Source organism: Xanthomonas sacchari, from assembly GCF_024266585.1.
Lineage (GTDB): Bacteria > Pseudomonadota > Gammaproteobacteria > Xanthomonadales > Xanthomonadaceae > Xanthomonas_A > Xanthomonas_A sacchari_C.
Map to the genome: position 1 here is coordinate 2,258,520 of NZ_CP100647.1, position 19,785 is coordinate 2,278,304.

General features: G+C 71.4%; 17 protein-coding genes. 10 read left to right on the forward strand and 7 right to left on the reverse strand.

The genetic code is table 11. The annotated features are described in order from the left end of the window. Positions 1-12: 12 nt before the first annotated feature. The 6 genes from NKJ47_RS09200 to NKJ47_RS09225 all read left to right on the forward strand — a co-directional run bounded on the left by NKJ47_RS09200 (position 13) and on the right by NKJ47_RS09225 (position 7,570). Entirely contained in the window at positions 13-1,500 is a 1,488-nt protein-coding gene (locus NKJ47_RS09200; protein WP_254461144.1) for an NAD(P)H-hydrate dehydratase, read from the forward strand. Continuing rightward, positions 1,497-1,979: a tRNA (adenosine(37)-N6)-threonylcarbamoyltransferase complex ATPase subunit type 1 TsaE gene (gene tsaE / locus NKJ47_RS09205; protein ID WP_254461145.1), complete on the forward strand. Its 483-nt coding sequence runs from the start codon at positions 1,497-1,499 to the stop codon at positions 1,977-1,979. The genes NKJ47_RS09200 and tsaE overlap by 4 nt, the downstream gene beginning before the upstream one ends. 81 nt (positions 1,980-2,060) lie before the next feature. Beyond that, the gene (locus NKJ47_RS09210; RefSeq protein ID WP_254461146.1) at positions 2,061-3,638 is read left to right on the forward strand and encodes an N-acetylmuramoyl-L-alanine amidase; all 1,578 of its coding nucleotides are present in this window, start codon (positions 2,061-2,063) and stop codon (positions 3,636-3,638) included. 134 nt (positions 3,639-3,772) lie between these two features. After that, positions 3,773-5,647 carry a DNA mismatch repair endonuclease MutL gene (gene mutL, locus NKJ47_RS09215; protein ID WP_254461147.1) on the forward strand — a complete coding sequence of 625 codons (1,875 nt, stop codon included), beginning with the start codon at positions 3,773-3,775 and terminating at the stop codon, positions 5,645-5,647. Next, positions 5,647-6,576 carry a DUF1684 domain-containing protein gene (locus tag NKJ47_RS09220; RefSeq protein WP_254461148.1) on the forward strand — a complete coding sequence of 310 codons (930 nt, stop codon included), beginning with the start codon at positions 5,647-5,649 and terminating at the stop codon, positions 6,574-6,576. Before mutL ends, NKJ47_RS09220 begins: the two co-directional genes overlap by 1 nt. Positions 6,577-6,589: 13 nt before the next feature. Beyond that, on the forward strand, positions 6,590-7,570 hold the full coding sequence (locus NKJ47_RS09225) for a TraB/GumN family protein (RefSeq protein ID WP_254461149.1): 981 nt from the start codon (positions 6,590-6,592) through the stop codon (positions 7,568-7,570). A gap of 298 nt (positions 7,571-7,868) precedes the next feature. On the opposite strand, the gene phaR is transcribed toward NKJ47_RS09225, so the two are convergent. From phaR to gluQRS, 3 genes are all read right to left on the reverse strand, one after another. Continuing rightward, the gene (gene phaR, locus NKJ47_RS09230) at positions 7,869-8,381 is read right to left on the reverse strand and encodes a polyhydroxyalkanoate synthesis repressor PhaR (protein ID WP_254461150.1); all 513 of its coding nucleotides are present in this window, start codon (positions 8,379-8,381) and stop codon (positions 7,869-7,871) included. Positions 8,382-8,591: 210 nt separating this feature from the next. Continuing rightward, positions 8,592-9,332, reverse strand: coding sequence for a beta-ketoacyl-ACP reductase (locus tag NKJ47_RS09235; RefSeq protein WP_254461151.1), 741 nt, complete (start codon positions 9,330-9,332; stop codon positions 8,592-8,594). Between the two features lie 66 nt (positions 9,333-9,398). Continuing rightward, positions 9,399-10,325, reverse strand: coding sequence for a tRNA glutamyl-Q(34) synthetase GluQRS (gluQRS, locus tag NKJ47_RS09240; RefSeq protein WP_254461152.1), 927 nt, complete (start codon positions 10,323-10,325; stop codon positions 9,399-9,401). 104 nt (positions 10,326-10,429) lie between these two features. On the opposite strand from gluQRS, the gene htpX reads away from it, so the two are divergent. Then, the gene (gene htpX / locus NKJ47_RS09245; protein WP_254461153.1) at positions 10,430-11,314 is read left to right on the forward strand and encodes a protease HtpX; all 885 of its coding nucleotides are present in this window, start codon (positions 10,430-10,432) and stop codon (positions 11,312-11,314) included. 95 nt (positions 11,315-11,409) lie between these two features. Here the strand turns inward: htpX and NKJ47_RS09250 are convergent, their stop codons facing one another. The 3 genes from NKJ47_RS09250 to NKJ47_RS09260 form a co-directional block, all read right to left on the reverse strand. After that, a complete protein-coding gene (locus tag NKJ47_RS09250) occupies positions 11,410-13,482 on the reverse strand; it encodes a GGDEF/EAL domain-containing response regulator (RefSeq protein ID WP_254461154.1) in 2,073 nt (690 codons plus the stop codon). Between the two features lie 180 nt (positions 13,483-13,662). Next, complete coding sequence (locus tag NKJ47_RS09255) at positions 13,663-14,859, reverse strand: NAD(P)/FAD-dependent oxidoreductase (RefSeq protein WP_254461155.1); 1,197 nt, start codon at positions 14,857-14,859, stop codon at positions 13,663-13,665. After that, positions 14,856-15,401, reverse strand: a complete 546-nt coding sequence (locus tag NKJ47_RS09260; RefSeq protein ID WP_254461156.1) for a YaeQ family protein — start codon at positions 15,399-15,401, stop codon at positions 14,856-14,858. Before NKJ47_RS09260 ends, NKJ47_RS09255 begins: the two co-directional genes overlap by 4 nt. A gap of 491 nt (positions 15,402-15,892) precedes the next feature. Between NKJ47_RS09260 and NKJ47_RS09265 the strand changes: the two genes are divergently transcribed. Together NKJ47_RS09265 and NKJ47_RS09270 are read left to right on the forward strand one after the other, a co-directional pair. After that, positions 15,893-16,102 (forward strand): cold-shock protein, encoded by a 210-nt coding sequence (locus NKJ47_RS09265; RefSeq protein WP_209031199.1) that lies wholly within the window; start codon positions 15,893-15,895, stop codon positions 16,100-16,102. Between the two features lie 207 nt (positions 16,103-16,309). After that, positions 16,310-17,002, forward strand: a complete 693-nt coding sequence (locus NKJ47_RS09270) for a glutathione S-transferase family protein (RefSeq protein ID WP_254461157.1) — start codon at positions 16,310-16,312, stop codon at positions 17,000-17,002. Between the two features lie 33 nt (positions 17,003-17,035). Here NKJ47_RS09270 and NKJ47_RS09275 read toward each other — a convergent pair whose 3' ends face one another. Next, positions 17,036-17,929 carry an alpha/beta hydrolase gene (locus NKJ47_RS09275; protein WP_254461158.1) on the reverse strand — a complete coding sequence of 298 codons (894 nt, stop codon included), beginning with the start codon at positions 17,927-17,929 and terminating at the stop codon, positions 17,036-17,038. Positions 17,930-18,197: 268 nt separating this feature from the next. Here NKJ47_RS09275 and NKJ47_RS09280 point away from each other — a divergent pair, with 268 nt between their 5' ends. Next, positions 18,198-19,769, forward strand: a complete 1,572-nt coding sequence (locus NKJ47_RS09280; RefSeq protein ID WP_254461159.1) for a protein adenylyltransferase SelO — start codon at positions 18,198-18,200, stop codon at positions 19,767-19,769. The last annotated feature ends 16 nt before the right edge of the window (positions 19,770-19,785 follow it).

A 19,785-nucleotide genomic window follows, 5' to 3' on the forward strand; every position in this document is an offset into this window, starting at 1 on the left:
AGAATCCCGTGCATGTACGACTGTTTCGATCTCCACGCCACCGCGGCCGCGCGCCGCATCGACGCGCAGGCCACCGCGCTGCTCGGCGGCGACGGCTACACGCTGATGCAGCGCGCCGGCCAGGCCGCCTGGCAGACGCTGTTGCAGCGCTGGCCGCAGGCGCAGCGCATCCTGGTGGCCTGCGGCAGCGGCAACAACGGCGGCGATGGCTACGTGCTGGCGCGGCTGGCGCACCGCGCCGGGCGCCAGGTGCGCGTGCTGCAGTTGCCCGGGCGCGGGCCGCAATCGCCGCTGGCGCAGCGTGCCTGCACCGACTACATCGGCGTGGGCGGCCGTATCGAGGAGTTCGACGCGGCGCTGGCGCCGGCCGACGTGGTGGTGGATGCGCTGCTCGGGATCGGGCTCAATCGCGCGCCCGATGCCGAACTGGCGGCACTGTTCGGCGCGTTGGGCGGGCTCGGTGCGCCGGTGCTGGCGCTGGACGTGCCCAGCGGCGTCGACGCCGAATCCGGCAGCGTGCCCGGCGCGGTCCTGCCGGCGACGCTGACCCTGCAGTTCATCGTCGCCCACGCCGGGCTGCATACCGGTGCGGCGTTGAATCATGTCGGCGAGCGCGCCTTGGCGACGCTGGAGGTGCCGTCGGCGGCGTTCGCCGGCTGTGCGCCGCGTGCGCAGGCCTGGACCGTCGGCGCCTTGCGCAGCCGTCTGGCGCCGCGCCGGCAGGACAGCCACAAGGGCGATTCCGGCCATGTGCTGTGCGTCGGCGGCAACCTCGGCAGCGGCGGCGCGGTGATGCTCGGTGCCGAATCGGCCCTGCGCAGCGGGGCTGGCCTGGTCAGCGTGGCGACCCGCGGCGTGCACGTGGCGCCGCTGCTGGCGCGCTGTCCGGAGGCGATGGTGCATGCGGTCGACGATGCGGCGGCGCTGGCGCCATTGCTGCGCAAGGCCGACGTGGTCGCGCTCGGCCCCGGGCTGGGCCAGGATGCCTGGGCGCAGGCGCTGTGGCAGGCGGTGCTGGCCGACGCGGAGCGCGCGCTGGTGCTGGATGCCGATGCCTTGAACCTGCTCGCGCAGGCGCCGCGGGCCGTACCGCAGGCGGTGCTGACCCCGCATCCGGGCGAGGCCGGGCGCCTGCTCGGCCTCTCCACCGCCCAGGTGCAGCGCGATCGCTTCGCGGCCGCCGCGGCATTGGCCGACCGCTACCAGGCCGCGGTGGTGCTGAAAGGCGCCGGCAGCCTGGTCGCCGCACCGGGGCAAACGCCGCGGGTGATCGCCGCCGGCAATCCGGGCATGGCGGTCGGCGGCATGGGCGATCTGCTGACCGGGGTAGTCGCGGCGCTGCGCGCGCAAGGCCTGGCGGCGTTCGAGGCGGCCAGCGTCGGCGCGTTGCTGCATGCCGGCGCCGGCGACCGCGCCGCCGCCGCGGGCCAGCGCGGGCTGCTGCCCACCGACCTGTTGCCGGCGCTGCGGCGCCTGTCCAATCCGGAATCCACACCATGAGCATGGCCTTGTTCCTGCCCGACAGCGAGGCTACCGAACGCCTCGGTCGCGCACTGGCCGCGACCCGCCCGGCACAGGCCTCGGTGCATCTGCACGGGGACCTGGGCGCCGGCAAATCGACCCTGGCGCGGGCGCTGCTGCGCGCGCTCGGGGTGCAGGGCGCGATCCGCAGCCCCACCTATACCCTGGTGGAGCGCTATCCGCTGGCCGACGGCGAGGCCTGGCACCTGGATCTGTACCGCATCGGCGCGGCCGGCGAGCTGGATTTCCTGGGGTTGGACGAGGGCGGGGCCACGCTGTGGCTGGTGGAATGGCCCGAGCGCGGCGGCGACGTGCTGGCGCCGGCCGATCTGGACGTGCGACTGGCAGTGCGCGCGCACGGGCGCAGCGTCGTCCTGCAGGCGCGCACCGAGGTCGGCGCCGCTTGGTTGGCACGGATGGCCGAACAGGCCGACTTGCAGGGACTTTTTGCCGGCTGACGCTAGGAAGTGAAGGCAGGTTATGGATTATTAAGGGAAAACCGCTTGCCTTTGGCTCCCGGCGATGTTTGAATCGCGTTCATGCGCCCGGGGACCCGTTTTTTCGCCAGTTTCGCCGCCGCCGCAGGCTGGTGCCTGGCGGCGCAGGCGGCGTTCGCCGGTCAGGTGCAGTCGGTCTCTCTGGATAACGGCGCCACCGGCACCCGCGCGGAGATCCGCCTGCAGGGCAGTGGCGGCTTCAGCACGCTGTCGCTGGCCAATCCCAATCGTCTTGTGGTGGATCTTCCCGAGTCGTCCGCGGTCAAGGGGCTGAAGCTGCCGGCCGGCGGCGGCGTGGTCAGCGCCGTGCGCACCGGGCATCCGGTACCGGGCACCTTGCGCATCGTGTTCGATCTGAGCAGCCCGGTGGTGGCGTTCAAGCCGCAGATGCAGACCATTGGCGGCAGTTCGGTGCTGGTGATCGAGTGGCCGGGCGAGGCGCCGGCGGGCAGGGCGGTGGCCGGCGACGCGCCGGCAGCCGCGGCCGCGCTGCCCCAGGCCGCGCCAGTGCCGGTGCCCAGGCCGCCAGCGGATGCGCGGGCCGAAGCGGCGCGCGCGACCGCGGCGTTGACCTCGTCGGTGGTGCAGCGCGCCAGCCAGCCCGCGCCGGCCCCGCCGCCGCCGCCCGCCGCGGCCGCACCGACCGTCGTGGCGGCCGCGCCGACCGCGGTCGCGGCGGGATCCGGCCGTCCCATGCCGGGGGTGGTGGTGCCGCCGCCGACGCCCGCGCCGGTCGCGCCGCCGGCGAACGAGAGCTCCGAGCGTGACGACGCGGACGACGCGGCGGTCGTCGCTGCCGCCGAAGCGCGGCCGGTGATGCCCAGCGCGGCGGCGCGGGTGAAGATGGCGCCGGGCATGCGTCCGCTGATCGTGGCCATCGATCCGGGCCATGGCGGCCAGGATCCCGGCGCCAGCGGCCCGACCGGCAAGCACGAGAAGGACGTGACCTTGGCCATCGGCCGCGAACTGGCGCGCCAGATCAACGCCACGCCGGGCATGAAGGCCTACATGACCCGCACCACCGACGTGTTCATTCCGTTGCCGATGCGTGCGCAGAAGGCGCGCGCGGCCAAGGCCGACATCTTCATCTCGATCCATGCCGATGCGGCCGAGAACCGCAGCGCGACCGGCTCCTCGGTGTACGTGCTGTCGACCAAGGGCGCCTCCTCGCAGCGCGCGCGCTGGCTGGCGGACAAGGAAAACGCGGCCGACCTGATCGGCGGCGTGCGCCTGCAGAAGACCGACAGCACCCTGGCCAACGTGTTGCTGGACCTGGCCCAGAGCGGCCACATGAAGGCCTCCGAAGACGCGGCCGGGCACGTGCTGGGCGGGCTCAAGCGGATCGGCAACAACCACAAGCCGGAGATCGAGCGCGCCAACTTCGCGGTGCTGCGCACCTCGGACATGCCGGCGATGCTGGTCGAGACCGCCTTCATCTCCAACCCGGACGAGGAGCGCCGGTTGACCGATCCGGCCTATCAGCGCCGCATCGCCAGCGCCGTGCTCGACGGCGTCAGCACCTTCTTCACCCGGCAGCCGCCGCCGGGCACGCTGTTCGCCGCGCGCGCACAGGCCGAGGCGGAAGCGGCGGCCGGCACCGTGGCCGGCGGCAGTCGCTGAGACGCTATCATTAACGGCTGATCCTCGATGACGGCGTCCGCGCCGCGAGCCGTGCCGATGTCATTTTCCTGCTGTCGTCCTCCTTTCGTCGCCACGACCGGCGTGCGCCTGCGCGTGCATGGGGCCGCGACCGCATGAGCATCCGTCAGCTGCCCGAGATCCTGATCAACCAGATCGCCGCCGGCGAAGTGGTCGAGCGTCCGGCCTCGGTGGTCAAGGAACTGGTGGAGAACGCGCTGGACGCCGGCGCGCGCCGCGTCGACATCGATCTGGAAGAAGGCGGCGTGCGCCTGATCCGCATCCGCGACGACGGCGGCGGCATCGCGCCCGAGGAACTGCCGCTGGCGGTGTCGCGGCATGCGACCAGCAAGATCGCCTCGCTGGACGACCTGGAATCGGTGGGTACGCTGGGTTTCCGCGGCGAGGCGCTGCCGTCGATCGCTTCGGTCAGCCGCTTCACCCTGGCCTCGCGCCGCGCCGGCGACGAGCACGGCGCGGCCCTGCAGGTCGAAGGCGGCAAGGTCGGCGAGGTGCAGCCGCGCGCGCTGCCGCCGGGCACCCTGGTCGAGGTCCGCGAGCTGTTCTACAACGTGCCGGCGCGGCGCAAGTTCCTGCGCGCCGAACGCACCGAACTGGGCCACATCGAAGAGTGGCTGCGTTCGCTGGCGCTGGCGCGCCCGGACGTGGAGCTGCGCGTCGCGCACAACGGCAAGCCGTCGCGGCGCTACAAGCCGGGCGATCTGTACTCGGACGCGCGCCTGGGCGAAACCCTGGGCGAGGACTTCGCGCGGCAGGCGCTACGGGTGGACCACAGCGGCGCCGGCCTGCGCCTGCATGGCTGGATCGCGCAGCCGCATTACTCGCGCGCCAGCGCCGACCAGCAGTATCTCTACGTCAACGGCCGCTCGGTGCGCGACCGCAGCGTCGCCCACGCGGTGAAGATGGCCTATGGCGACGTGCTGTTCCATGGCCGCCAGCCGGCCTATGTGCTGTTCCTGGAACTGGAACCCTCGCGGGTGGACGTCAACGTGCATCCGGCCAAGCACGAGGTGCGCTTCCGCGACGCGCGGCTGATCCACGATTTCGTCTATCGCACGCTGCAGGATGCCTTGGCGCAGACCCGTGCCGGCAGCCTGCCCGGGGCGCTGGGCGCCGACGCGGCGCCGCCTGCCGCGGCCGCGGGCGCTCCTGGCTGGGCGGCCGCAGGCGCGCCGAATGGCGGCAGCGGCGCGGGCGGCGGCGGGCAGGGCTACGGGTACGGCGCGCAGTGGCGCCCGGCGCAATCGCCGCTGGGCCTGCGCGTGGAAGAAGCGCCGGCCGCGTACGCGGCGCTGTATGCCGCGCCTGCGGAGGCGGGCACCGTCGCCGGCCGGCAGACCCAGGATCCGGCAGGCGGCCTGCCGCCGACCGTCGCCGACAGCGGCGTGCCGCCGCTGGGCTACGCCATCGCGCAGTTGCACGGCATCTACATCCTGGCCGAGAACGCCGACGGCCTGATCGTGGTCGACATGCACGCCGCGCACGAACGCATCGGCTACGAGCGCTTGAAGACCGCGCACGACGGCATCGGCCTGCATGCGCAGCCGCTGCTGGTGCCGATCACCCTGGCGGTCGGCGAACGCGATGCCGACACCGCCGAACGCGAGGCGGAGACGCTGGCCGCGCTCGGCTTCGAGGTCACCCGCAGCGGGCCGCAGTCGCTGCACGTGCGCAGCATCCCGGCGCTGCTGGCGCAGGCCGAGCCGGAGGCCTTGCTGCGCGACGTGCTCACCGACCTGCGCGAACACGGCCACAGCGGCCGCGTCGCCGGCGCCCGCGATGCGCTGCTGTCGACGATGGCCTGCCACGGCGCGGTACGCGCCAATCGCCGCCTCACCGTGCCGGAAATGAACGCCTTGCTGCGCGACATGGAAGCCACCGAGCGCTCCGGCCAGTGCAATCATGGGCGTCCGACCTGGGCGCGGTTCACCCTGGGCGAAATCGATCGTTGGTTCTTGCGGGGACGATGATGGACAAGCGGATCTGGACGACGGCGCTGCTGGCGGCGCTTGTCGCCTTGGTGGGATGCGGCAAGCAGGCGCCGGCACCGGCCGCGCCGACAGCGCCGGACGCGCGGTTCGTGGCCGACGAACAGGCCTGGCGCGCGCAGCGCCAGCGCGAGCTGCAGGCGCCGGACGGCTGGACCAGCCTGGTCGGCCTGCACTGGCTGGAACTGAAGGAGCACTACATCGGCAGCGGCGCGGACAGCGGCATCCGCCTGGCGGTGGGGCCGGCGCGGATGGCGCTGGTGTCGCAGGTGCAGCGCGAGGTGTACCTGACCCCGGAGCGTGGCGTCGGACTGAGCGTCGCCGGCGCGCCGGTGCAGGGGCGCATCCGCCTGTACAGCGACCACGACCCGCAGCCGACGGTCGTCGACTTCGACGACGGCAAGGGCAAGCTCAGCCTGATCGAGCGCGGCGGTCGCTACGCCTTGCGGGTCAAGCACGCCGATGCGCCGACCCGGCGCGGCTTCACCGGCGTGCCGTACTGGCCGCTGGCCGAGTCCTGGCGCGTGCGCGGCCGCTTCGTGCCCAATCCGCCCGGCACCACCCTGCCCATCGTCGACATCATCGGCGTCACCACGCCATCGCCCAATCCCGGTGCCCTGGAGTTCGAGCGCGGCGGCAAGCGCTACCGCCTGCAGGCCATCGGCGAACCCGGCCAGCCGCTGTTCGTGGTGTTCGCCGACCGCACCAGCGGCCACGGCAGCTACCCGGCCGGACGCTTCCTGGACGTGGACGCGCCCGCCGCCGACGGCAGCGTGGTGCTGGATTTCAACCGCGCCTACGACCCGCCGTGCGCGTTCACCCCGTTCGCGACCTGTCCGCTGCCGCCGCCGGAAAACCGCCTCGACCTGGCGGTGGACGCCGGCGAGAAGGCCTACGCCGCCGCCCATTGAACCGAGGAAGCCGATGACCCCGTTCCCGCGCCCGTTGCGCCGCCTGCTGCTGGGCCTGTCGCTGTGCCTGGTGCTGCCGGCACTGGCCCGCACGCCGCCGCCGGTGGCCGCGACGCCTGTCGCACCCGCCGCCGCTGCGCCCACCGTGGCGCCGCCCACGCCGTTGTTGTGGAAGGTCAGCGGCCCGCGCGGGGCGCTGTACCTGCTGGGTTCGTTCCACATGCTCAAGGCCGACGACTATCCGCTGGCGCGCGAGGTCGATGCGGCCTATGCGGCCTCGCCGCGGCTGCTGTTCGAACTGGCACCCAAGGACGTGGACGCGCCGCAGCTGGGCGCACAGATGCTGCAGGCGGCACAGCGCCATGACGGCAAGCGGCTGCAGGACGACCTGGACCCGGCGACCTGGGAGCGGCTGCGCCGCTATGCCGCCGGGCACGGCCTGCCGCTGGCGCAGATGAGCGGTTTCGAGCCGTGGTTCGTCGGCCTCAGCATCAGCATCGCCGACATGAAGGCGCAGGGCCTGCAGGCCGATGCCGGGCTGGACCGCCACTTCATGACCCTGGCCCTGCAGGACGGCAAGACCGCCGAAGGCCTGGAGACGGCGCAGGCGCAGATCGACCTGCTCGACGGCATGGACCCGGTGGAGCAGAAGCAGATGCTGACCGAGGCGCTGGACGATGCCGAGCAGGGTGCGGCGCAGACCCTGCGCCTGCACGACGCCTGGCGCCGCGGCGACGAGCGCCAGCTGTGGCAGGAGATCGGCGCGCAGATGAAGCGCGACTACCCGCGGCTGTACCAGCGCATCGACGTGGAGCGCAACCAGGCCTGGCTGCCGCGCCTGGAGCAGCGCCTGAAGGATGGCGGCGGCGACACCCTGGTGGTGGTCGGCGCGCTGCATCTGCTGGGGCCCGACGGCGTGGTCGACGGCTTGCGCGCGCGCGGCTACAAGGTCGAGCGGATCTGCGCGAGCTGCAAGCCGGCAAGGTCGCGCTGAGCAGGTCTGCGCGGCTGCGCCCGACCCTCATCCGCCCCTGCGGGGCACCTTCTCCCGGCGGGAGAAGGGAACAGCCATAGCCCCTCTCCCACCGGGAGAGGGGTTGGGGTGAGGGTAGGGCGCGAAGCGCTCCCGCCGAAGCAAGTCTGCGCGGCTGCGCCCGACCCTCATCCGCCCCTGCGGGGTACCTTCTCCCGGCGGGAGAAGGGAAACGCCATAGCCCCTCTCCCATCGGGAGAGGGGTTGGGGTGAGGGTAAGGCGCGAAGCGCCCCGCCGAACCCTGCGCGGTCGCGCGGCTCAGCGCGGACGCGATTTCGGCGTGGCGCCGGCCGGCGGTTCGCCGGGCTTGCCCGCGCCGCCGGCCGGGCGGCCGAAGCCGGCGCCGAGGTTGCGCTGGAACTCCTGCCACAGCTCCAGGTTGCGCTCGGTGAGCTGGTTCATCATGGTCCACGGGGTCTGCCCCAGCAGATTGCCCATCTGCTGGCGGAACTGCTGCTGCTGGTCGAGGAACACCTGCATGCTGCGCTCCAGGTAGTTGCCCATGAAGCCCTGCAGCGAGTCGCCGTAGAAGCGGATGATCTGGCTGAGCAACTGGGTGGACAGCATCGGTTCGCCGTCCTGTTCCTGGTCGGCGATGATCTGCAGCAGCACCGCACGGCTGAGGTCTTCGCCGGTCTTGGCGTCGCGGACTTCGAATTCCTCGCCGTCGATGATCAGCTGGCGGACGTCTTCGATGGTGATGTAACTGGAGATCTCGGTGTCGTAGAGGCGGCGATTGGGATACTTCTTGATGATGCGGATCTCAGCCATGAAGCGGTCGCTCTGTGACGGTAGGCGCGCAGCATGGCGCAGCGCAGCAGGGCTTGCAACCGCCGTTGCCGCCTGAACAGGGGGGTGCAGCAAAAAATTTATGCTGCGCAGCATTCGCGGCCCGGCACCGGTCGCCGCACGGGCCTTGATGGGCCGATCGCGGGCGGCGTTACCGCGCGCCCAGCGCCGCCGGCTGACCGATTCAGCCGCTCACCAGCCCATGTGGTGGCCGCCGTTGATGTCCAGGTTCGAGCCGGTGATCCATGCGGCTTCCTCGGCGACCAGGAACGCCACGGCGTAGGCGATCTCCTCCGGCTTGCCGAGGCGCCCGGTGGGGATGTCGGCAGCGATCTTGGCGCGGACCTCCTCGGGCACCGCCATCACCATGTCGGTGGCGACGTAGCCGGGCGAGACCGTGTTGACGGTGATGCCGTAGCTGGCGTTCTCGCGCGCCAGCGAAATGGTGAAACCGTGCATGCCGGCCTTGGCCGCGGCGTAGTTGGCCTGGCCGTACTGGCCCTTGAGGCCGTTGATCGAGCTGATCTGGATGACCCGGCCCCAGCGCTGCTGGCGCATGCCTTCGATCACCGGGCGGGTGACGTTGAACACCGAGTTGAGGTTGGTGTTGATGACCTCGTGCCACTGCTCGGCGGTCATCTTGTGGAAGGTGGTGTCGCGGGTGATGCCGGCGTTGTTGACCAGGATCTCGACCGGGCCGAGCTGGCGTTCGACCTCGCGGACCAGGGCCTGCGCGTACTCGGGCGAGGCGACGTCGCCGGGGACGATGGCGACGTCATGGCCGCGCTCGCGCATGCGCTGCTGCCAGGCCAGGGCCTTGGCCTCGTCGCGGTAGTTGCTGGCCACGCGGTGGCCCTGGGCGGCCAGCCGCTCGCAGATCGCGGTTCCGATGCCGCCGGTGCCGCCGGTGACCAGCGCAACGCGTGATGTCATGGATGTTGCTCCGGATAAAGATAAGGAAAGGGGGGGGGGGGCCGCGGCGCGGCCAAGGGTCCGATTCTAGTCAGCCTGGGTGTCGCTGGGGATAGCGGCCGCGACCTGCGCCGCATCGTCCACGCCGCGGTCCTGCATGGACAGCCGCGACGGGTCGAAGGCGCGCAGCGCGGCGGCCAGCAGTGCGGGCACCGAACCGGCCCCGGCCAACGCCGCGGGCGGCTGGCCCAGCGTCGCCCAGGCCAGGCGCAGCGCCGGCAGCGGGTCGGCATCGTCCAGCGGCAGCGCCGCATGCGACTTGGACAGTTTGCGGCCGTCGGCGCCCAGCAGCAGCGGCAGGTGCAGGTAGCGCGGCGTCGGCAGGCCCAGCGCGCGCTGCAGCAGGATCTGCCGCGGCGTGGAATCCAGCAGGTCGGCGCCGCGCACCACGTCGGTGACGCCTTGCGCGGCATCGTCGACCACCACCGCCAGCTGGTAGGCCCAGCAGCCGTCGGCGCGCAGCAGCACCACATCGCCGACCTCGGCGTGGACGTCCTGGCTCAGCCGCCCGCGCAGGCCGTCGTCGAAGGCGATCACGCTGGCCGTGCCGGGCGGCACGCGCAGGCGGATGGCCGGCTGCGCACGCGGCGCGGTGGCGACGCAGGCATGGTGCACGCCGCCCTGCGCCGCCAGCGCACTGCGGCTGCAATGGCAGGGGAAGGCGAGGCCGGCCTGCAGCAGCCGGTGCGCCGCGTCGCGGTAGACCGGGGCGCGCTCGCTCTGCCGCAGCACCGGGCCGTCGGCCTCCAGGCCGCAGGCGCGCAGGCTGGCCAACTGCCGCTCGGCGGCGCCGGGCACGCTGCGCGGGCGGTCCACGTCCTCGATGCGCAGCAGCCACTCGCCACCGGCGTGGCGCGCGAGCAGCCAGCTACCGAAGGCGGCGAGCAGCGAACCCAGGTGCAGCGGGCCGGTGGGCGAGGGCGCGAAACGGCCGAGGTAGAGAGGCGGGGACATGGACAAGCTGAATCCTCGGTCAGGTACGCGCTTGAATTCAAGCGGCCGACACCGCAGATTCGAGCCAATCCCTCCATCATTCTTCGTGCGGAGCCCACGCTCACATGTTCAATCGCATCGTCCTGTTCCTCATCACCAACCTGGCGGTGCTGGTGCTGGCCGGCATTGTCATGTCGGTGTTCGGGGTCAATCCGAACCAGATGGGCGGTCTGCTGGTGATGGCTGCGATCTTCGGCTTCGGCGGCTCGCTGGTCTCGCTGCTGCTGTCCAAGTTCATGGCCAAGCGCGCCACCGGCGCGCAGGTGATCACCGAGCCGCGCAACCATACCGAGCGCTGGCTGCTGCAGACCGTGCAGCGCCAGGCGCAGGCCGCCGGCATCGGCATGCCCGAGGTCGCCGTGTACGACGGCCCGGAGATCAACGCCTTCGCCACCGGCGCCAACCGCAACAACGCGCTGGTCGCGGTCTCCACCGGCCTGCTGCAGAACATGACCGAGGACGAGGCCGAGGCGGTGCTGGGCCACGAGATCAGCCACATCGCCAACGGCGACATGGTGACCATGGCGCTGCTGCAGGGCGTGCTCAACACCTTCGTGATCGTGCTGGCGCGGGTGGTCGGCGGCGTGGTGGACAGTTACCTGTCGGGCAACCGCGACGGCCGTCGCGGCCTGGCCTACTACGCGATCGTGATGGTGCTGGAACTGGTGTTCGGCCTGTTCGCGACGATGATCGCCATGTGGTTCTCGCGCTACCGCGAGTTCCGCGCCGACGCCGGCGGCGCCAGCCTGGCCGGTCGCGGCAAGATGATCGCGGCGCTGCAGCGGTTGGAACTCAACCACGGACAGAGCACGCTGCCGGCGCAGGTGCAGGCCTTCGGCATCGCCGGCGGCCTGGGCCAGGGCCTGCGCAAGCTGTTCATGAGCCACCCGCCGCTGGCCGAGCGCATCGCCACCCTGCGCGCCGCGCAGGTCAACGCGACGGTCAGCTGAGCCAGCGCGGGAGCGAGACGCCGGCCGGCGCAGCGCAGGCTGCGCCGGCCGGCGCTTTTTGCCATTCCCCACTCCCACTCCCGAATCCCGGCCCCTCAGGCAAAATCGAACGTCATCGCCGGCGTCGCCAGGCCGACGAACTCGCCCTGCACGTAATCGACGCCGGCGCTGAACAGCAGGCTCATCGAGGTCGCGTCGGAGACGAACTCGGCGATGGTGCGGATGCCGGCCGATTGCGCGCGTGCGGTGATCTCGCGGATCTTGTCCTGGTGTTCGCGGGTCTGGGTCAGATCTTGGGTGAAGCCCCGGTCCAGCTTCAGGAACGCAGGCTGGAAGTGCGCCAGCAGCTGGAACGAGTCCAGGCCCGAGCCGAACTGTTCCAGGCCGACCTTGCAGCCCAGCGCGGTGGCGTCGGCGAGGAACTGCTGCGCATTGCGCAGGTGGGTGAACACCTTGGCCTCCGGCGTCTGCAGCCACAGGCGCTCGCCGGGCACGCCATGCGCCGCCAGTTCGCGCCGGATCAGGTCGACCATCTGGCTGTCGGCGAAGGCCTCCGGGCTGACCTTGACCATCAGGCTGGTGGCATGGCCGGCGCGCTGGCGCTCGCCGATCACCGCGATCGCACGGGCGACCACCCAGCGGTCGATCTCGGCGGTCAGGCCGTGCTCGGCGGCGATGCCGAGGAAGGTCGACGGGCCGATCAGTTCGTCGTTGCGCTCCAGGCGCAGGTAGGCCTCGTACAGCTCGTGTGGTTCGCCCTGCATGTTCAGCACCGGCTGGTAGTGCAGCAGGAAGCCGTCGCCGGCCAGGGCCTCGCGCAGGTGCTGGACCCAGCGCTGCACGCGCTCCTCCTCGAGCCGGTCGGCCGCGCCCGGGTCGAAGATCTTGCAGGCGTTGCCGCCCAGTTCCACGGTCGTCTGCACGTTCTCGCTGGCGCGGGCCAGGACCTGGCCGACGCTGGCGATCTTCTCGCCGATCTGCACGCCGCCGATGCTGACGGTGACCGTGGCCGAGCGTTCGCCGACGCTGAACACCTGGCTGGCGTAGGCCTGCAGCAGGCGTTCGGCCAGCGCCGCGGTGCGCGCGTAGTCGCCTTCCAGCAGCAGCGCGAAGTTGTGTTCGCCGAAGCGTGCCGCCTGCACGTCGCCGTCGATGGCCGCGGCCAGGTGCTGGGCCAGCGCCGCGACCAGCGCGTCGGCCGAGTCCAGGCCGATGTCGGCCAGCAGCCGCGCGTAGTGGTCCGGCTCGACCAGCAGGAAGCCGTACTGGCCCTCGCCGCGGCCGACGTGGGCCACGGCGGTCTCCAGCGCCAGCATGAAGGTCGGGCGGTTGAGCAGGCCGGTGACCTGGTCGCGTTGGCGCAGGTCCTCGACCTCGCGCGCCAGCTCCGGGTCGAATTCCTCGCGGCGGCGGAACACCACCTGCACGCAGGCTTCGCCCTCGTAGCTGGCGGTGGCGAACTCCATCGTCGCCGGGAAGCTCTCGCCTTCCAGGGTGCGCGCGTCCACCTGGTACTGCGCCGGCGGCGGCTCGCCCTTGCCCAGCGACTTCAGCAACTGCTTGAAGCCTTCCACGTGCTGCGGGGCGACCATGTCCAGCAGCGACACGCCCTCGACGTCGTCGAACGAGTCGAACCCGAACATCTCCAGGTAGGCGTCGTTGGCACGGATATGCATGCCTTCGTGGATGTAGGCGATCGGGTCGCGCGAGGAGGCGATCAGCGCGTCGCAGCGGCGCTCGGTCTCGCGCATCTGCGCTTCGATCCGACGCAGGCCGCGCCGCGCCTGCAGGTCGGCCCAGGTGGTGCGCACCACCGCCAGCAGGTGCTCGGGGCGCCGCCGCAGCGCGATCGCGCGCGCGCCGCCGGCCATCGCCTCGAGCCATTCCTGCTCCTCGATGCGTTCGGCCAGCACGATCACCGGGATGTCCTTGCCGCTGGCCGCCACCCGCTGCAGCACCTGCGCCAGCGGGATCGACTGGGCCTGCGCGCTGAGGACCAGGTCGATCGGTTGCGAAGCCAGCATGGCCGCCAGCTCCTCGGCGTGCTGCGGCCGCGACGGACGCACGGCGATACCGCTGTTGCGCAGGCTGCTGACGATCGCCTCGGCGTCTTCGCCGCTGTCGTCGACGATCATCAGGCGGAGGGTGATGTCTTTGCCTGTCTGCATGAAGCCTCCCGGGGACGGGGTTTAATACACGATGCCTGCTGTCGCGTCCATGTCGGAATGGGAATGGGGAATCGGGAATGGGGAATCGCAAGAGCGGGAATGTTCCCGGGGAAGGCCGAGACGCACGCAAGCAACGCGCGCTGTGTCAAATCCCCATTCCCCATTCCCCATTCCCGGCCACTAGGCCGCCAGCCCAGCAGCATGGCCCGAGGCCCAGGCCCACTGGAAGTTGTAGCCGCCCAGCCAGCCGGTGACGTCGAGCACTTCGCCGACGAAGTACAGGCCGGGCACGCGCCGCGATTCCATGGTCGAGGACGACACCTGGTCGGTGTCCACGCCGCCCAGGGTGACTTCGGCGGTGCGGTAGCCCTCGGTGCCGCTGGCGACCAGCGGCCAGGCGCCGAGCAGCTCGGCGGCGGCGCGCAGCTGCGGCTCGTCCAGCTGGCGCACCGGCTTGTCCGGCAGCCACACCTCGCACAGCCGCTGCGCGAAGCGGCGCGGCAGCGCCTCGCCCAACACCGTGCGCAGCTCGGCGGCGCCGCGCAGGCGCTTCTGGTCGCGCAGCCAGGCCGCCGCGTCCTGCCCCGGCAGCAGGTCCAGGCGCAGGTCGTCGCCCGGTTGCCAATATGAGGAGATCTGCAGGATCGCCGGGCCGCTGACCCCGCGGTGGGTGATCAGCATGAAGTTGCGGAAGCGCGCGCCGTTGCAGCGGGCCTCCACCGGCAGCGCCAGCCCGGACAGGTCCTGCAGGCGCTCCTGGTGCTTGCCGCTCAGGGTCAGCGGCACCAGGCCGGCGCGGGTCGGCAGCACCGCATGGCCGAACTGCCGCGCCAGGTCGTAGCCGAACCCGCTGGCGCCGAGGCTGGGGATGGACAGGCCGCCGGTGGCCACCACCAGCGAGGCCGCATGCACCGGGCCGTCGTCGGTGTCCAGGCGGAAGCCTTCGCTGCCGCGTTCCACCGCGCGCACGCTGCAGCCGGTGCGCACCGTCACCGCCGCCGCGGCGCATTCGTCCACCAGCATGCGCACGATCTGCTTGGAGGAGATATCGCAGAACAACTGCCCCAGCTCCTTCTCGTGATAGGCGATGCCGTGGCGTTCGACCAGGTCGATGAAGTCGGCGGGGCGGTAGCGGGCCAGCGCCGACTTGCAGAAGTGCGGGTTGGCCGACAGGAAGTTGCCCGGCCCGGTGCCGGTGTTGGTGAAGTTGCAGCGGCCGCCGCCGGACATCAGGATCTTCTTGCCGACCTTGTTGGCATGGTCGATGACCCGCACCCGGCGGCCGCGCTGGCCGGCGGCGATCGCGCACATCAGCCCGGCGGCGCCGGCGCCGATCACCACGACGTCGCTGCGGATGGGGGCGGTCCCGGCGCTCATGCCGCGGCTTTGCGCACCGTCGGGGTGAACGTGACGCTGCCGGCGTCGCCCAGCCACTGCACCTCGCCATCCTGGATCATCACGTCGAAGCGCATGCTGCGCTGGATCAGCTCGGCCGCCGCGGCGACCGCATCGGCCGGCAGGTCGATCACCTGCACCGGCTTGAGCTTGCCCAGCGCCGAGGCGTTCTTCTCCCACCAGATGTCCGCGGCGCGGCCGCCGTAGTTGGCCACCACCACCGAGCGCGCCCGGCCGCAGGCCTTGCGCACCCGCGATTCGTCGGGTTGGCCGACCTCGATCCATTGTTCGATCGCGCCGGTGTAGTCCATTCGCCACAGGTCGGGCTCGTCGTCGCTGCTCAGGCCCTTGCCGAACAGCAGGCGCTCGTCGGCGTACAGGGCGAAGGTCAGCAGGCGCGCCATCAGCCGCTGGTCGGTCTCGGACGGGTGTTGCGCCAGGGTCAGGGAATGCGCGGCGTAGTAGCCGCGGTCCATGTCGGAAATCTGCAGCTCCGCCTTGCGGAGGGTGGCGGTGAGGGCCATGCGGCTACCGGGATCGAAGGGCGCATAGGATACGGCGTGCGGCGGCGCAGGCGGTCCTGGACCTGCCCGGGAGTCGAGGATCGGTGGCCGGTCCGGCGTTTCCGGGAGGAGGGCGATGGGTGCGGTGGGCCGAGACGGGCGCCTCCGGCGTGACCGCGGGGTCAGTCGGCGTTGCCGGGGAGGGCGGCGGATTTGCGCAGTTTCCGCGAATCGGCACGGGGATCGGCCGCGCTGGCACTAACTTTAGGGTGAGGTTCAGCTTCTTTGTGGTGAGTCCCGGTTTGTCTACACAAACATGTCGCTTTTTGAGCGCGACCCGCGTATGGTGGCCCCACTGTGTTTGCTAGAGTCACCGTGAATCGTGGCTTGGTGCAGTAGATCTCGCGATCCGCTTCATCGTTCCGCTCGCTTTACTAACGCCTGCAACTCAGTCTCGGCCTCGATCTCCGATGGCTGCGATTTCTTCAATTCAATGTTTCAGGAGTTAGCAAATGTCTGACCGTCAGAACGGTATCGTGAAGTGGTTCAATGATGCCAAGGGCTTCGGCTTCATCACCCCGGAAAGCGGCCCGGACCTGTTCGTGCACTTCCGTGCGATCCAGGGCACCGGCTTCAAGTCGCTGCAGGAAGGCCAGAAAGTGACCTTCGTCGCCGTGCAGGGCCAGAAGGGTATGCAGGCTGACCAGGTGCAGGCCGTCTAAGGACGCCCGCCACCGCAAGGTAGCCAGACGCCGGAAGCGCAAGCTTCCGGCGTTTTTGTTTGGACGATCGTTTTTCCCGGACATCGTTCGCGCCGGTTGGGGCGCTGCCGCGGTCATGTCGCAGGCGCAGCGGCGCTGTCCGTGCATGCGCGGGTTCACCCCTGCATCCGGCTACCATGGCGGCCCCCGAGCTCCGGAGCCGTCGCCATGATCACCGTGCATCACCTCAACCAGTCCAGGTCGCAGCGCGTGCTGTGGTTGCTGGAGGAACTGGCGCTGCCGTACCAGGTGATCAAGTACCAGCGCGACCCCAAGACCATGCTGGCACCGCCGGAACTGCGCGCGATCCACCCGCTGGGCAAGTCGCCGGTGCTGGTGGACGACGGCCACGTGCTGGCCGAGTCCGGGGCGATCCTCGACTATCTGGTGGACCGCTACGACACCGGCTGCACCCTGTCGCCGGCGCCGCAGCCGCTGGATTCGCCCGAGCGCCTGCGCTACCGCTACTGGATGCACTACGCGGAAGGCTCGGCGATGCCGCCGCTGCTGATGAGCCTGGTGTTCGGGCGGATCCGCTCGGCGAAGATGCCGTTCTTCGCCCGGCCGATCGCCAAGGCCATTGTCGACAAGGCGATGCGCGGCTTCGTCGGGCCACAGCTGCGCCTGCACCTGGACTGGATGGAGCGCGAGCTGGCGGCCACCGGCTGGTTCGCCGGCGACCGCTTCACCGCCGCGGACGTGCAGATGAGCTTCCCGGTGCAGGCCGCGGCGGCGCGCATCGGCCTGCAGGCGCATCCGCACCTGGCCGGGTTCGTGCAGCGGATCGAACAGCGCCCCGCCTACCAACGCGCGTTGCAGCAGGGCGGCCCGTTCGAACTGCTCGGCGGTGCGGACGGCTGAGCCCGCTTCGCCCCGGCCGCGCCTCCCGCACGCTCAGCGAGCGGCCGGACGCGCCGGGCAGGCGCGCACGAAGGCGATGCTGTCGGCCATGACCGGCAGTGCCGGGTCGTCCTTGCGCAGCGCCAGCACCAGGCGCATGTGGCCGACGCCGGGATAGGTCTTCAGTGTCGCCGGCACCCCGGCGCGCTGCAGCGCGGCCTGCAGCGACTGGCTGTTGTGCGGTGCCACCACCGTGTCGGCGTCGCCGTGCAGCAGCAGCGCCGGCGGCTCGTCGCCGTCGACGAACGTCACCGGCTGCGAACGCTTTTGCTGCGCCGGGTCCTGGCCGAACATGCCGATCAGGTCCGGGTCGGTCAGCGGCAGGAAATCGTAGGGGCCGGCCAGGCCGACCAGGCCGCACAACTGCCGTGGCGACAGGCCCTGTGCCTGCAGCCAGTGGCCGTCGGTGGCCAGCAGCGCGGCGATGTGCGCGCCGGCGGAGTGGCCCATCAGCACCAGCCGTTGCGGGTCGCCGCCGTAGTCGGCGGCATGGCGCTGGCTCCAGGCGACCGCGGCGGCGGCGTCGCGCATGAAGCCGTCCAGGGTCACCTGCGGGTACTTGCGGTAGTCCGGCACGATCGCGACCACGCCGTGCCGCGCCAGCGCTTCGCCGGCCCAGCGGTAGTTCTGGCGGTTGCCGGTCTTCCAGGTGCCGCCGTGGAAGAACACCACCACCGGCGCGTGCTGCACCCCGGCCGGGCGGTACACGTCCAGCGCCAGGCCATGCGCGGCGTCGTAGACGATGCCGCGCTGCTCGCTGAGGCCGTTGCGCGAGGAACTGGCGTTGAGGCCGCCGAAGAACAGGCTGCTGCAGGCCGAGACCAGCAGCGAGGACACGGCGATCAGGACGTTGCGGGGCCAGCGTGGCGGAAACGGACGGTCGGACATGGGCGATCCCTGAGAGGAGCGCGGAGCATGCCGGATGCCGGTGTCGGCGGCGAGTGGAGGTGGGGCGGGGATTGGGGATCCGGGATTGGGGATTTGCTGGGGCGCGGGCTTCTTGCATGGGCGCTGCGACGTTGCGGCAGTCGGACCCGCACCCCAACCCTTCTCCCGGGGCGAGAGGGGCTTTGCCGGCCCGAGCGGCACCGGGCGTGCACCGTATGCTCACCCTGCGGCCTTTCCAATGCGGGCTACGACTTCTACGCTGTTGCCCATGTCTGCCTTGCGTTTCGACAATCGCTTCGTCGCCGAACTGCCCGGCGACCCCGAAACCGGTCCGCGGCGCCGCGAGGTGCTGGGGGCGTTGTGGTCGCCGGTCGAGCCGACGCCGGTGGCGGCGCCGCGCCTGCTGGCGTATTCGCCGGAGGTGGCGGCCTTGCTCGGGCTGTCCGAGCAGGACGTGCGGGCGCCGCAGTTCGCCGCGGTGTTCGCCGGCAATGCACGCTATCCGGGCATGCAGCCTTACGCGGCCAACTACGGCGGCCACCAGTTCGGGCATTGGGCCGGGCAGCTCGGCGACGGCCGCGCGATCTCCCTGGGCGAGGCCCTGGGCGCGGGTGGACGGCGCTGGGAGTTGCAGCTCAAGGGTGCCGGGCCCACGCCGTACTCGCGCGGCGCCGATGGCCGCGCGGTGCTGCGCTCCTCGATCCGCGAGTTCCTGTGCAGCGAGGCCATGCATCACCTGGGTGTGCCGACCACGCGCGCGCTGAGCCTGGTCGGCACCGGCGAGACGGTGGTGCGCGACATGTTCTACGACGGTCATCCGCGCGCCGAACCGGGCGCGGTGGTGTGCCGGGTGGCGCCGTCGTTCGTGCGCTTCGGCAGTTTCGAGCTGCCGGCCGCGCGCGGCGACACGGCGCTGCTGCGGCGCCTGGCCGACCTGGTGATCGCGCGCGATTTCCCGGAACTGCAGGGCGCCGGCGGCGCGCGCGATGCGGCCTGGTTCGCCGAGATCTGCGCGCGTACCGCGCGCATGGTGGCGCACTGGATGCGGGTCGGCTTCGTGCACGGGGTGATGAACACCGACAACATGTCGATCCTGGGGCTGACCATCGACTACGGCCCGTACGGCTGGGTCGACGACTACGACCCGGACTGGACTCCGAACGCCACCGACGCGCAGGGGCGACGCTACCGCTTCGGCACCCAGCCGCAGGTCGCGTACTGGAACCTGGGGCGGCTGGCCCAGGCGCTGGCGCCGCTGTTCGGCGACGTGGCACCGCTGCACGATGGGCTGGAGCGGTTCCGCACCGAATACGCGCAGGCCGAGCGCGCCAGCATCGCCGCCAAGCTCGGCCTGGAGACCTGCGGCGACTCCGATGTGGCGTTGATGGACGCGTTGCTGGACCTGCTGCAGCAGGGCGAAGTCGACATGACCCTGTGGTTCCGCGGGCTGAGCGCGCTGCCGCGGCAGGCGTGGACGCCGGCGCAGGCGCTGGCGGCGCTGGCCGAGGCGTTCTACGACCCCGCCAGGCTGGCGGCGCGGGCGCCGGCGTTCGAGGCCTGGCTGGCGCGCTATGCGCAGCGCCTGCGGCAGGATCCGTTGCCCGCTGCCGCGCGCGTGGAGAAGATGCGCGCGGCCAACCCGCGCTACGTGCTGCGCAACTACCTGGCGCAGCAGGCGATCGACCGGGCCGAGCAGGGCGACACCGGCGGCATCGACGAGTTGCTGGAGGTGATGCGCCATCCCTACGACGAGCAGCCCGGGCGCGAGGCCTTCGCGGCCAAACGCCCGGACTGGGCGCGGAGCCGGGCCGGCTGTTCGATGCTGTCGTGCAGTTCCTGAGCGGGGCCGGCGCGTG